This is a genomic window from Leuconostoc falkenbergense, assembly GCF_014634805.1.
Classification (GTDB): Bacteria; Bacillota; Bacilli; order Lactobacillales; family Lactobacillaceae; genus Leuconostoc; species Leuconostoc falkenbergense.
Genome location: NZ_BMBS01000007.1, coordinates 1 through 12,659, shown reverse-complemented (window position 1 = coordinate 12,659; position 12,659 = coordinate 1). Strand labels below are relative to the sequence as shown.

Sequence of the window (12,659 nt, the reverse complement as noted above, 5' to 3'; positions counted from 1 at the left end):
TAATTCTCCTATGTTTAGTCACTATTTAACTATAATTGTAAGCGTTTACATTACAAAACACAAGAATGTCCTAAAAGTCGTTACTTTTTGCACTAAAAAAGAACTAACCTGTGTTAGTTCTTTAATGCTGCTAGAAAGGCTTCTTTTAACCCTTCATTATCATCCGGGGTCCCTAAAGCAATACGAATCCACTCGGAATTTAAGCGATCGTTAACTTGATAGCCCGATTGCAACAACGCTTGACCGACTTTCTTAGTCTCACCCACTTTAATCCAAATGAAATTGGCCTGTGACTCATAAAATGTGAGCCCCTCATCACGTAAAAAGTTTTGGAATTTGGTACGTTCTGATTGAAACGCCGCCACGTTTTTTGCCAAATAATCTTGATCCAAAATTGCAGCCGTACCGCCAACAATTTGGTAAGTTGACAAATTATATGGCAAACGCACAGCTTGCATCGCTGTATATAGGGGATCCTGCATGATACCATAGCCAATGCGCAAATTAGCTAATCCATAGGCTTTAGACAACGTGCGTAGTACAACTAAATTTTTATATTGTGAGACAAGTGGTGCCACTGTGGCATCTGGTTCATCCACAAAATCATAATAAGCTTCATCAACAACTAGCGTCACCGTACTTGGTAATTTTGTCAAAAATGCTTCAATATCGGCAGTTTTTTCAAAAACACCAGTTGGATTATTTGGATTGGCCAACCAAATCATCGTTGTTTGATCAGTGATAGCAGCTAACATGGCCTCAAAATCAACATGCCCATCGGCTGGGTTAACTGGGACTTTAACTGTTTTTGCTTGTTCAATTTCGGCGTGAAGTGCATACTCACCAAATGTTGGGTCAGGCACAATCATTTCAGATTCTGGCGTCAAAATGGTACGCGTCAACAGCTGAATGAGTTCGTCAGCACCTACACCAAATACTAAATTTTCAGGATTAACTTGTGTTAAGTCTGCTACTGCTTCACGCAAAGGCGTTGCTTGACCATCAGGGTAATAGCCTAACACATCATCAGACACTGCGCGCACAGCCTCTCCGACTTTTGGTGATGGTCCATAAACTGATTCATTAGCCGACAGACGTGCTAAATGTTGTAATCCATACTTGGCTTTGACCACTTCTTCTGGTAGTTCCGCTTGATAAGCCGCTAACTTTTTAACTGTTTCCTTCATTTTTGCTCATCTCCTCGCCAATCTTGGCGTTCATGTAACTGAGATTGTTGGCCAATGCGCGACCCCAGTTCGTTCTTAATATCATCAAGTGTAACATTTTTTTCAACTAAGAGAACCATTAGATGAAAAAATAAATCCGCCGTTTCATAAATTAGTTCATCGTTGTTATTTTTAGCGCCTAGAATGACCTCTGTTGATTCTTCACCAACTTTTTTTAAAATTTTATCGAGTCCTTTTTGGTATAAATAATCTGTATAAGAACCTTCTTGTGGGTTATTTTTACGCGCCAAGGCTGCTGCGTAGAGCGCTTCAATTGATTGTTGTGCCATAATCTATTCCTTTCCAACTATACGCTGACATCTGCAACCGGATTGAAAAAACATGAATACGCGCCAGTATGACAGGCTGGACCGTTTGGTTCCACCTCGACTAATAGTGTATCTCTGTCGCAATCCAATGACATACTGATAACGCGCTGTGTATTGCCACTCGTCGCACCTTTGTGCCACAGGGTTTGGCGCTCACGCGACCAAAACCATGTTTCCATTGTTGTTTTAGTTAATTGGTAACTCGTTTCGTTCATGTAAGCCAACATTAATACAGCCTTAGTTTTGATGTCAACCACCACTGCCGGAACGAGACCGTCTTGCCCTTGTTTCTTAAAATCTGGTGCAATCATTGTCATATACGTATTGCCACTCCTTCTTTTTTTAACGTTTGCTTGAGTTGCGGTAACGCAATTTCACCGAGATGAAAAACCGAAGCTGCTAAGGCTGCATCAACCGTGGTTTGTGTTAAAAGTGCCGTAAAATCTTCAATTTTTCCAGCACCACCTGAAGCAACAATTGGCACTGACACAGCCTCAGTTAATTGTTGATACAAATCAATATCATAACCATTTTTTGTACCATCAGCATCCATGCTAGTAACTAATAGTTCGCCGGCACCAAGCGCCACCATCTCTTTGGCCCATGAAATGGCATTTAACCCAGTAGGTTGTGTTCCACCTGCAACGTAAACTTGATAAAATTTTGATTTAGGCTCCCATTTCACGTCAATGGCACCTACAATGGCCTGTGACCCAAAAATAGCTGCTCCCTTCGTAATGAGTTCAGGTTGCTTAACCGCTGCTGAATTGACAAATATTTTATCAGCGCCTGCTTTGATGAGACGCGTCATATCTTGCGTGGAACGAATACCACCGCCTACTGTTAGGGGGATAAATACTACTGACGAAATCGCATTGACGATGGTCATCATCGTATCTCGTTCTTCCAAAGTAGCCGTGATATCTAGCAAAACCAGTTCATCAGCACCCGCTTGTTCATAAGCTTTAGCAACTGTCACTGGATCACCAACACTGCGTAGATTTTCAAATTGAACACCCTTAACAACTTGTCCATTTTTAATGTCTAAAGCTGGGACAATTCGTTTGGCTAAAGTCATTTCATCACCTCCTTGAGTGCTGAGAGTGTCACGTTGCCGTCATATAGCGCACGACCAACAATAATATCTTTGATACCGGCTGTTTGCAAATCCTCTATGTCCGTTATCGTACTAATGCCGCCACTAGCAATAATATTTGTTTCAGGAAATTTTTGTTGTAATCGTGACAATAATGCAATGTTTGGACCACTAAGCGTGCCATCACGTTCAATGTCTGTCACGATAAAATTAATCACACCAACTGCTTGCATCGCCTGAATGATTTCAGAAAATGTCGTGCTTGATGCTGTCAACCAGCCGTCTGTTGCTACTTGTTCTTGACGACCATCAACACCAACGACAATGCTTTCCGCTCCGAATTGCGCCACTGCTTCTGTCACTAATTCAGAATGAGTCAAAGCCGCTGAACCAATAATCGCACGATTAATGCCTAATGATAAATATTGTTTAATTTGTGCCAAACTTCGAATACCACCACCGAGTTCAATAAATAGTTGGGTATTTTGTCGCAAGGCGGTAATGATGTCGAGATTAATAGGTTTGCCTGACTTAGCACCATCCAAATCTACCAAATGTAAATGCGTTAAGCCGGCTGCTTGAATTTGTTGCGCTTGTGAAATAGGATCTGAATTAATTACTGTCTCTTTATTGTAATCTCCTTGATAAAGCCGCACTGATTGTCCATTTCTAAGATCAATTGCTGGAAAAATCATTTATCGTCCACCATTTCTTTAAAACTCTGCCACACTAGCAGGCCGTCTTTACCCGATTTTTCTGGATGAAATTGCGCGCCAATAACGTTACCCGAATCATTAACAACGACACTTGGAATTTCAATCTGACCGTAATCAACCGTTGCCGCAATATATTGGCGCGCTGTTCGGACATAGAAACTATGAACAAAGTAAGTGTAAGTATCGTTTAAAGTCGACGTGATCGGATTTAACTGACGAACTTGGTTTTGATTCCAACCCATTTGTGGGACTTTATAACCTTGTTGTTGGGGTAAAGTGACGACATCTCCCGGAATAATGCCAAGTCCTGCTGTTTCACCAAATTCAGTTGATCGTTCAAATAATAGTTGCATCCCCAAACAAACACCTAGAAACGGTTTGCCTGATTTTGCGTATGCTTGCAGTGGTCCAATTAACTGCCGTTCGTTTAAAGCCGACATAGCAGCACCATACGCACCGACCCCCGGTAAGACTACCCCGTCAGCTGATAAAATTTCAGCTGGGTCATGTGATAATTTAGCAGATAATCCTGTGCTGGCAATTGCTTTCATCACATTTGCAATATTGCCCGCGCCATAATCAATAATAATAATTGTCATTTGTCATCTCCTAACGACGTTATTTGTCGTCTTAATTTTCAGATACGACCTTTAGTCGAATTAACGCCCTGAATGTCAGGATTAACTGTCACTGCTTGTCGCATTGCCCGACCAGCCGCTTTAAAAATACTTTCGATTTTATGGTGGGTATTACGACCATACAAAACTGAAATATGCACATTTGCTTGCGCCGCATTGGCAAAGCCCTGCCAGAAGTCCTCAACAACTTCCGTTTCAAAGTCGCCTAGACGTGGTGCTGTTAACTCTGCTTGAAAAACAAGATAAGCACGACCGGATAAATCAATCACAACGCGAGATAAGGTTTCATCCATCGGCACAAACTGGGCGCCATAACGTTCAATGCCAATTTTGTTCCCAAGTGCCTTGACGAAAGCCTCGCCTAATACAATACCGATATCTTCGATTGTATGATGACTGTCAACATTTAAATCACCTTTAGCGTCGACAGACAACCCGAAGCGACCATGTTTAGCAAATAAGGTCAGCATGTGATCAAGATAACCAATACCTGTGTCAATATTGATGACTGATTGATCATCTAAATTAAGGTTAACAGCGATTTGTGTTTCAAATGTTTCGCGTTTTATCATAGCCTGTCTTGTCATGTTATTTTCCTCGACTTTCAATCGCTCTAGCGTGACCTTCCAATCCTTCAATTCGTGCTAATGCTGTCACATCATTGGCGTCCTCTGCCAATGCAGCAGCATTATATTGTAGATACTGAATTCGCTTTTGAAAATCCCAAACACCTAGTGCAGAACTGAAGCGAGCTGTACCGCCAGTTGGTAAAATATGATTTGGTCCCGCAAGGTAATCACCGAGCGGTTCTGATGCGTATTTGCCTAAAAAGACAGAACCAGCGTTTTGTATTTTGGCCATATAATCATAAGCATTCGCCAATTGGATTTCCAAATGTTCTGGTGCGACAGCATTCATCAATTCAATCATGTCATCAATCGTGTCAACAAGATAAATGTATCCGTTTTTGTCAATGGCACTTCTAGCAATCGCTTCACGTGGCAAAGTTTCAAGTTGCTGTTCAACAGCCGCCGACACTGCCGTCGCCAAATTGGATGAGTCTGTAATCAAAATTGCTCTCGCATTCACATCGTGTTCTGCTTGGGACAATAAGTCAGCAGCCACGTCTTCTGCTCGTGCCGTATCATCAGCCAAAATACCAATTTCAGATGGACCGGCAATCATATCTATGTCAACTTGTCCATAAACAGCTCGTTTGGCTGCGGCAACATAAGCATTGCCGGGTCCGGTAATTTTATCCACTTGTGGTACTGTTTCAGTACCATAAGCTAAAGCAGCAATTGCTTGTGCACCACCAATTTGGTAAATATTGTCAACACCAGCAATTTTAGCTGCCGCCAAAACGGCAGGATTTAAACCATCTGGTTGTGGTGGTGTGACCATGACAATATTGGCAACACCGGCAATTTTAGCAGGAATGGCATTCATTAAGACTGAAGATGGATAGGCAGCTGTCCCACCCGGCACATAAATCCCCACAGCTGAGAGTGGCGTGACCTTAGTACCACGAATCACGCCAGAACGTGTCGTATCTTCAAAAGACTGCGCTACTTCTAACTGATGAAATGATGTAATATTGGTAGCTGCTTTTTTTAGCGCTGCAATGACTTCATCTGGAACTTGAGCAATTGCAGAATCAATATCTGATTCAGAAACTTTCAAATTATTCAATGCCACTCCATCAAAACGGACACTATAATCTCTTAAAGCCGCATCACCCCGCTGGCGAACGTCAGATATAATGTTTGCCACACTAATTGCCACTTGCGGATTAGTGGTTTGTGCCGTTTGTCGACGAATTTGTGTTTTGATTGCTGACAAAGATTCATTTTTAATAATTTTCATTTGTTAGTCGCTTCTTTCAATAGTTTGGTCAAATTTTGAATGACTTGGGTGAGTTCTGTTTGATAACGTAACAAGGCGCCGGCTCTGACTAGCATGTGTGTTGAGACATCGCCAACAACGTCATGAACTTGCAAATGGTTTTCTCGTAACGTATTACCTGTTTGCGTAATATCAATAATGGCATCAGCTAACCCTGTTAATGGTCCCAGTTCGACTGAGCCTTCTAGTTTAATCAAGGCAACGTCTTCGCCACGATCGGTGAAATACTTAGTGGCAACTTTGGGATATTTCGTCGCGATACGTTGTCGACGTTGCAAATTAAGTTGAAAATTTGCCGGCGCTGCAACGACAAATTGTGCGCGTCCTGTTTTCAAATCTAATACATCATAATGATTTTGTCGTTGTTCAGCAATGGTGTCTGAACCAACAATGCCAACGTCGCCAATCCCACGATCCAAATACTTAACGACATCATTGGGTTTCACTAAAATAAAACGGTATCGACCATCAGCGGTGTCAAAGATGAGCTTTCGTTCAGGGTTATCTAACGGGGTTGTATCAATACCTGCAGCTTTCAATAAGGGTCGTACACCTTTTTCAACCCGTCCTTTGCCAAGTACCATCACAACTGGTTGTGTTGTAGCTAAATCGTACGCATTCTGCTCCCAATCAGCTTGAATAGTTTCAATATTTAGACCAATACCGACAGCTGGTAATAATTTTTTTTGAAAGTTTTCTAGTAAACGGTCATAACGGCCACCACTAAACAAATAGCGGCCCAATGTTGGGATAAAGCCACGGATAATTGTTCCCGTATAATAGGGTTGTGGCGATGCCGCCGCTAAATCAACAGTAAGCTTGACATTTGGATAGTATTGATGTGCATGATTAGCTAGGCGTAACCAGCCTTGCGTAATCGTTGCTACTGCTGTCATGTGTTGTAATTGCCACATCACATTTTCACCATCTTCGCCATAAGATAACGGCCACTCATTCAGAAATTCTGGAAAGTCAACAATCTCAGCTCTTAACTTTTCAAACTCGGAAACATTTTTTTGTTCAATGGCCCGTTTAAGTGCTTGATGTAATTCACCGTCTAGCTGCAACGTGTCCAAAATAATATCAATTAAGCGCGCATCACTCAACACCACTTGAACATCAGTGATATTGAACTCTTTGGCAAAATTCAACATAATATCTAGTGCTTGAATTTCTGCTTCGAAGCTATCATCACCAATTAATTCAGTCCCTGCCTGCGTTTCTTGATTGTACTCACCCGATAGGTAATCGGTACGTCGAAACACATCACCAATATAATATAATTGCGACATATCATTTTCTTGCTGGTGAGAAGACAAAAATCGTGCGACCGGCAAGGTCAAATCTGGTCTTAGAATTAAATTATCACCAGCTTGATCATACAAATGAAAGATGTTTTGATCACGATATTGTTCAAAAGTGCTTTCTTTTTCAATGTAGGGCGTATTAATTGGCATAAAACCTTTCTCATTTAGCACATTACTGATCACTGATGTAATTTTTTGTTTTTGCTTAAGACGTTCACCAAATTCATCACGTGAACCGCCAGCTAATACTTTATTCATATCTTACTCCTACCACTTCGCTAAAAAAGCGCCCTTACAAACTAAAAGTTTTTAGTTTGCAAGGACGCTTTCACGTGTTCCCACCTTGATTCTCCTTTTGTTTACACAAAAGAACTCATTCACCTGCAATCACAGGTGTACTTGGTATCGGAAATCTCCGGAACAATTTTTGATTGTTCAGCTCGTTGGTGTGTTTTCATTAAGGTCACAGGCGCTCATCTCAATGCGTTAGCTTAAGCGCTTCCTGTACTGCGAAAATTTAATTACTTTTCCAACTTCAGCGAATTATTTATTAGATTAGTTTAATTATAACGTCATTTTTTTATTTGTCAACACTTATATTTTCTAAAAATTCTGCCATTTCAGAAAAATGTAAACCCAAAGCATCAACACTATGTGCATCAGAACCATAAACCAAAGGCAATCCAAGTTGATGTGCTTCCGCTACAATATCAAATGTGGGATAGCTTTCGCCATTAAAAGGTTTACTAAAACCAGCGGCATTAAAATCTAATTCATAGCCTTTTTCTAAAATCAATATCAACAACTCAGTAATTTGACGGTGAACGCTATCATCAAATGGTGGCAAATCAAAATATTTTTGATACTTGCGAATCAATGTGATATGTCCGATGCGCACCGGTATATCTAATTCCATGTCAAAGCCAACGCTCTTTTTGACGACATCAAAATATTTTGCAAACAATGCTTGCGGTGTTTGCAATTCAGTTGCAAAATATTGCGACAGAGTCTCTGGCTCGTAGTCAATTGGCATAAGATTACCGTAGCGATCTGGTAAAAAGTGAACCGACAGTACAATTTCATCAATCCAATCAATATGTTGTTTTAGAAATTGTTTTATTTCCGGTTCATATCCGAGCAAATAATCTACTTCAAAACCACGTTTAATGTTTATTTGGTTGCCATATTTTTCTTGTACATGTGCCACCTGAGCTTGATAATCATCAAGTTCAGATAATGCCATAGCTGAACTATCGCGCGATTCTTGAGGCCCCACAAAATTAGCTAAAAACTTCTCAGGTAAAGGCGCATGTTCTGTAACAGCATAAGTGTCAAAACCTAAAGCAATTGCGCGTTCAATATACCTGTCGAGTGACTCTTGACTACCATGATGTGAGTACATCGTATGCGTGTGGCCATCTTTTTTCTGCATTATCCGGACTCCTTTTTGCCATTCATCTTAACATAAACGTCAACAAAAAAACACGCTAAAGCGTGCTTTAATCAATAACAGATAATATTTTTTTCAAAACGCCATCATGATCATTGTCATCTTCTGTGACATCAAAATCATGTTTGAACAATTCTGTGTCACTATTCTTCATTGCCACCGGGTGACCAACGTATTCTAACATTTCTAAGTCGTTTAAACCATCACCAAATGCCATAATTTCTTCAGGCAACACATCCAAACTGTCCGCTATAAATGTTAGTGCGTTTGCTTTGTTAACCTCGGGATTAACAATATCAACAGCACCATATCCTGATGTTGTCACATGCACTTGGTTACCCAAAACCTGTTTGACTTCACGCATGAATTGATCTTCCACATCAGAAATGACCGTAGACACTTTTAAAATTGGTGCATCAATTTCAGCTAATGAATCAATTAGATGGATATCTTGAAAATAAGCTGAGGCTAATTTAAACGTATCAGCGATTGCTGCTTGAGATTTTAACATAAATGTTTGAGATTGACCGGTGAAAGCCAAACCAACAAAGATATGATCATGATACCTTTTAGCAATTGTCACAATTGTTTCTAGGGCAGCAGGTGGTACAGCTTTTTCATTTTGAACACGACCATTAAGCATGACTTCAGCGCCGTTGTTGGCAATGGTTTGATATTGACCAGCAAAATTTTTAAAATAGGCCATTACTTTTTGCATATGATTCCCTGTTGCCACAACGAATTGCATGTCTTTTTCAGACATAATATCTAGCACTTGCTGAAAAAGTGGCTCGTTGAAGGTCTTATCGGCACGCAAGAATGTTGCGTCAAGGTCGGATGCAATTAATTTCAATGTCATGTTCACTTTTCTCCTTAAAATGTCGACTATCGCTTTAACTTCGCATTTATCGTTGTACCCACCACCACAAAAATCTGATGAGTCCAAACACAATCAAACCAGCAATTGCTGCTAACATGACAGCCATGATGACTGACTGCCAATGGTTGTTTGGCATATTAAGCAAGTTAGCGCTTAACATGACTACAAACACAAAAATTGGTAAAATACGCTCTAAACTTTTCATTACTTGCGACCGCGCTTCTTTTTAGCTTTTTGTAATCGGCGCGCCGCCTGCTTAATTGCAAAATTTTGAACTTTCTGACCAAAGTTACCTTTTGGCATGCCACCGCCCATGCCACCCATCATAGATGACATATCCATACCAGAACCACCCATCATTTTATCAATACCGCCAAAATTACCATTTGTGGCTTGATTCATCATTTTACGCATTTGATCAAATTGTTTAATCATGCGATTTACTTCAACAATCGGACGCCCTGCACCCGCTGCCAAACGACGACGGCGCGAAGGATTGATTAAATCAGGATTTTCACGTTCTTGAGGTGTCATTGAACCAACAATAGCCTCTAAATGGGCAAATTGTTTGGCATCAATATTAACATTCGCCAATGCTGGATTGTTCGCGATTCCCGGAATCATTTTTAACAAATCTTCCATTGGTCCCATACTTTGAACTTGCTTGAGTTGCGCCACAAAATCGTTGAAATCAAACGTATTTTGTCGCATTTTTTCAAGTTGCTTTTCTTGGGATTCAGCATCAAAGTCACGTTGTGCCTTTTCAATCAGCGTTAACACATCGCCCATGCCCAAAATACGAGATGCCATCCGGTCAGGATAGAAAACGTCCAAATCAGTTGGCTTTTCACCTTGACCAACAAACTTAATGGGTTTGCCAGTTACGTCACGAATTGACAAGGCAGCACCACCACGTGTGTCACCATCAAGTTTAGTCAAGACAACACCAGTTAAGTCAAGCGACTCTGAAAATCCCTTAGCTGTTTCAGCAGCATTTTGTCCAGTCATTGCATCAACTGTCAACAAAATCTCATCTGGCTGAGCAATCTCTGCAATATCTTTCAACTCTTGCATCAATTCTTCATCAATTTGTAAACGACCAGCTGTATCAATAAAGACATAGTCATTTTTATTTTCAGCCGCTTTAGCCAAGCCAGCGCGGACAATATCGCGCGGATTAACATCCGTCCCCATTGAAAATACGGGAATTTCAAGATCGCGCCCCAAAATTTCCAATTGATCAATGGCAGCTGGTCGATAAATGTCGGCTGCAATCAAGAGTGGACGCGCTTTTTCTTCATTCTTTAATTTATAAGCTAACTTGGCAACTGTGGTTGTTTTACCAGCACCTTGTAGGCCAGCCATCATGATGATGGTTGGAATTTTAGGCGACTTATTAAGTGGTACCGCCTCATCACCCATCGTTGCGGTCAACTCATCATTAACAATCTTAACGACTTGTTGCGCTGAATCCAATCCTGACATAATATCAGCACCGCTGGCTTTTTCACGTACATTAGCGACAAACTTTTTCACTGTGTCGTAGTTGACATCGGCTTCCAGTAACGCCAAACGAATTTCGCGCATCGTCGCACGAAGATCTTCTTCACTAACACGGCCGCGACCGGTTAAATTTTTCATCGCCTTTGAGAGGCGTTCAGTTAGATTTTCAAATGCCATAATTTTAGAGTATGTCCTTTCTGCGATATATTCACAGGCGACACGTTTCCCTTCTAGTTATCCATTTCTGTATTTAAAAGCTTCTGCACCAATAATTTTAACACATCATCACTTTGATAATGGGTGTTAATGTATTGTTGCACTTCATTTTCAATCACTTGTCGTGATTCAAAATTAGCTTGTAGATGCAAAATACTTTCATATTTTTCTAATAATTCAATTGCCCGATTGATGTTATCGGACACCGCTTGTCGACTAACAGCTTCTGCATTTGCAATTTCTACAATTGAAAAATCATCTTCAAAATAATATTGTAAATATTGTTGTTGTTTTTCAGTCAGCAACTGATCATAAAAGCCAAATAGCGCATTAATATGATTTTTTTTGGTTAAATCCATCACGATACCAACTCTTTAAACAATCCGTAGACAAACTCGTCTGGCTTAAACTCGCGCAGGTCACTGGCTTTTTCACCAAATCCAATCCATTTGACTGGCAAATGCATTTCATTCCGAATGGCAAAGACGATACCACCCTTTGCTGTGCCATCCATTTTAGTCAAAACGATGCCAGTCACATCAGACGAATCTTTGAATAATTTAGCTTGTTGTAATGCGTTTTGACCAGTTGTCGCGTCAAGCACTAACAAAACTTCATGTGGTGCGTCAGGAATTTCGCGTTGAATAATACGCTTCATTTTTTCTAGTTCTTGCATTAAATTGACATTATTCTGCAAACGGCCAGCCGTGTCGACAAATAAAATGTCATAATGTTCATCACGGGCTTTAGCAACAGCTTCAAAGACAACAGAAGCCGGATCAGCTTTTTCTTTACCAGCAACCACAGGCACATTTACTCGCTCGCCCCACTCTTGTAATTGCTTGGTAGCGCCAGCTCGGAATGTATCCGCAGCCGCCAGCAAAACAGATTTCCCTGCTTGTTGGTACTTGCTGGCAAGCTTACCAATTGTTGTTGTTTTACCAACACCATTAACACCAACAAACAAAATCACGGTAGTACTACCATTTGGTGCAAAATGCATTTGTGTATCTTCATTCACACCATCTGCTTCGTATAAATCAACCATTTTTTTGATGATCACATCACGCACATATTCTTTGCGTTTGGCGTTGGCTAATTTAACTTCTTCCCGTAATTCGTCACTGATTTTAATCGCCATATCAAAACCAACATCAGCTCCGACTAAGGTTTCTTCCAAATCTTCGAAAAAATCCTCATCTACGGTACGAAAATTAGCTAAAAAGCGATTAAATCTTTCAGCAAAACCTGTTCGTGATTTTTTCAAGCCTTCGTCATAAACCTGCTGCTCGTTTCGTTCAACTTCAATCTCTGATTCTGATTCTGATTCTGATTCTGATTCTGATTCTGATTCTGATTCTGATTCTGATTCTGATTCTGATTCTGATTCTGA

At 40.6% G+C, this 12,659-nt stretch carries 15 protein-coding genes; all 15 read right to left on the bottom strand.

Annotation, left to right across the window (positions count from 1 at the left end; translation table 11 throughout):
- Positions 1-113: 113 nt before the first annotated feature.
- Positions 114-1,187, bottom strand: a complete 1,074-nt coding sequence (gene hisC / locus IEU71_RS02370) for a histidinol-phosphate transaminase (protein ID WP_004910470.1) — start codon at positions 1,185-1,187, stop codon at positions 114-116.
- A complete protein-coding gene (gene hisE / locus IEU71_RS02365; RefSeq protein ID WP_004910475.1) occupies positions 1,184-1,516 on the bottom strand; it encodes a phosphoribosyl-ATP diphosphatase in 333 nt (110 codons plus the stop codon). Before hisE ends, hisC begins: the two co-directional genes overlap by 4 nt.
- A 17-nt stretch (positions 1,517-1,533) precedes the next feature.
- On the bottom strand, positions 1,534-1,872 hold the full coding sequence (gene hisI / locus IEU71_RS02360; protein ID WP_004910477.1) for a phosphoribosyl-AMP cyclohydrolase: 339 nt from the start codon (positions 1,870-1,872) through the stop codon (positions 1,534-1,536).
- On the bottom strand, positions 1,869-2,633 hold the full coding sequence (gene hisF, locus IEU71_RS02355; RefSeq protein WP_004910479.1) for an imidazole glycerol phosphate synthase subunit HisF: 765 nt from the start codon (positions 2,631-2,633) through the stop codon (positions 1,869-1,871). Before hisF ends, hisI begins: the two co-directional genes overlap by 4 nt.
- Positions 2,630-3,346, bottom strand: coding sequence for a 1-(5-phosphoribosyl)-5-[(5-phosphoribosylamino)methylideneamino]imidazole-4-carboxamide isomerase (gene hisA / locus IEU71_RS02350; RefSeq protein WP_004910481.1), 717 nt, complete (start codon positions 3,344-3,346; stop codon positions 2,630-2,632). Before hisA ends, hisF begins: the two co-directional genes overlap by 4 nt.
- Complete coding sequence (gene hisH / locus IEU71_RS02345; protein ID WP_004910483.1) at positions 3,343-3,966, bottom strand: imidazole glycerol phosphate synthase subunit HisH; 624 nt, start codon at positions 3,964-3,966, stop codon at positions 3,343-3,345. Before hisH ends, hisA begins: the two co-directional genes overlap by 4 nt.
- Before the next feature lie 38 nt (positions 3,967-4,004).
- Positions 4,005-4,592, bottom strand: a complete 588-nt coding sequence (gene hisB, locus IEU71_RS02340) for an imidazoleglycerol-phosphate dehydratase HisB (RefSeq protein ID WP_004910485.1) — start codon at positions 4,590-4,592, stop codon at positions 4,005-4,007.
- 1 nt (position 4,593) lies between these two features.
- On the bottom strand, positions 4,594-5,871 hold the full coding sequence (gene hisD / locus IEU71_RS02335; protein ID WP_004910488.1) for a histidinol dehydrogenase: 1,278 nt from the start codon (positions 5,869-5,871) through the stop codon (positions 4,594-4,596).
- On the bottom strand, positions 5,868-7,475 hold the full coding sequence (gene hisG, locus IEU71_RS02330; protein ID WP_080519650.1) for an ATP phosphoribosyltransferase: 1,608 nt from the start codon (positions 7,473-7,475) through the stop codon (positions 5,868-5,870). Before hisG ends, hisD begins: the two co-directional genes overlap by 4 nt.
- A gap of 322 nt (positions 7,476-7,797) precedes the next feature.
- Positions 7,798-8,649: a histidinol-phosphatase HisJ gene (gene hisJ / locus IEU71_RS02325; protein ID WP_004910493.1), complete on the bottom strand. Its 852-nt coding sequence runs from the start codon at positions 8,647-8,649 to the stop codon at positions 7,798-7,800.
- A gap of 67 nt (positions 8,650-8,716) precedes the next feature.
- On the bottom strand, positions 8,717-9,526 hold the full coding sequence (locus IEU71_RS02320; RefSeq protein WP_004910495.1) for a Cof-type HAD-IIB family hydrolase: 810 nt from the start codon (positions 9,524-9,526) through the stop codon (positions 8,717-8,719).
- A 46-nt stretch (positions 9,527-9,572) separates the two neighbouring features.
- Complete coding sequence (locus IEU71_RS02315; protein WP_004910496.1) at positions 9,573-9,752, bottom strand: hypothetical protein; 180 nt, start codon at positions 9,750-9,752, stop codon at positions 9,573-9,575.
- Complete coding sequence (gene ffh, locus IEU71_RS02310) at positions 9,752-11,227, bottom strand: signal recognition particle protein (protein ID WP_004910498.1); 1,476 nt, start codon at positions 11,225-11,227, stop codon at positions 9,752-9,754. Before ffh ends, IEU71_RS02315 begins: the two co-directional genes overlap by 1 nt.
- Positions 11,228-11,280: 53 nt before the next feature.
- Complete coding sequence (gene ylxM, locus IEU71_RS02305) at positions 11,281-11,625, bottom strand: YlxM family DNA-binding protein (RefSeq protein WP_004910500.1); 345 nt, start codon at positions 11,623-11,625, stop codon at positions 11,281-11,283.
- On the bottom strand, positions 11,625-12,659 hold a 1,035-nt coding region (ftsY, locus tag IEU71_RS02300; RefSeq protein ID WP_188349626.1), incomplete at its 5' end, for a signal recognition particle-docking protein FtsY. The genes ftsY and ylxM, both read right to left, overlap by 1 nt.

Bases quoted from the DNA above. Each gene is read 5' to 3' on its own strand.
- hisC (WP_004910470.1), bottom strand. From the start codon at position 1,187: ATGAAGGAAACAGTTAAAAAGTTAGCGGCTTATCAAGCGGAACTACCA.
- hisE (WP_004910475.1), bottom strand. From the start codon at position 1,516: ATGGCACAACAATCAATTGAAGCGCTCTACGCAGCAGCCTTGGCGCGT.
- hisI (WP_004910477.1), bottom strand. From the start codon at position 1,872: ATGACAATGATTGCACCAGATTTTAAGAAACAAGGGCAAGACGGTCTC.
- hisF (WP_004910479.1), bottom strand. From the start codon at position 2,633: ATGACTTTAGCCAAACGAATTGTCCCAGCTTTAGACATTAAAAATGGA.
- hisA (WP_004910481.1), bottom strand. From the start codon at position 3,346: ATGATTTTTCCAGCAATTGATCTTAGAAATGGACAATCAGTGCGGCTT.
- hisH (WP_004910483.1), bottom strand. From the start codon at position 3,966: ATGACAATTATTATTATTGATTATGGCGCGGGCAATATTGCAAATGTG.
- hisB (WP_004910485.1), bottom strand. From the start codon at position 4,592: ATGACAAGACAGGCTATGATAAAACGCGAAACATTTGAAACACAAATC.
- hisD (WP_004910488.1), bottom strand. From the start codon at position 5,871: ATGAAAATTATTAAAAATGAATCTTTGTCAGCAATCAAAACACAAATT.
- hisG (WP_080519650.1), bottom strand. From the start codon at position 7,475: ATGAATAAAGTATTAGCTGGCGGTTCACGTGATGAATTTGGTGAACGT.
- hisJ (WP_004910493.1), bottom strand. From the start codon at position 8,649: ATGCAGAAAAAAGATGGCCACACGCATACGATGTACTCACATCATGGT.
- IEU71_RS02320 (WP_004910495.1), bottom strand. From the start codon at position 9,526: ATGACATTGAAATTAATTGCATCCGACCTTGACGCAACATTCTTGCGT.
- IEU71_RS02315 (WP_004910496.1), bottom strand. From the start codon at position 9,752: ATGAAAAGTTTAGAGCGTATTTTACCAATTTTTGTGTTTGTAGTCATG.
- ffh (WP_004910498.1), bottom strand. From the start codon at position 11,227: ATGGCATTTGAAAATCTAACTGAACGCCTCTCAAAGGCGATGAAAAAT.
- ylxM (WP_004910500.1), bottom strand. From the start codon at position 11,625: ATGGATTTAACCAAAAAAAATCATATTAATGCGCTATTTGGCTTTTAT.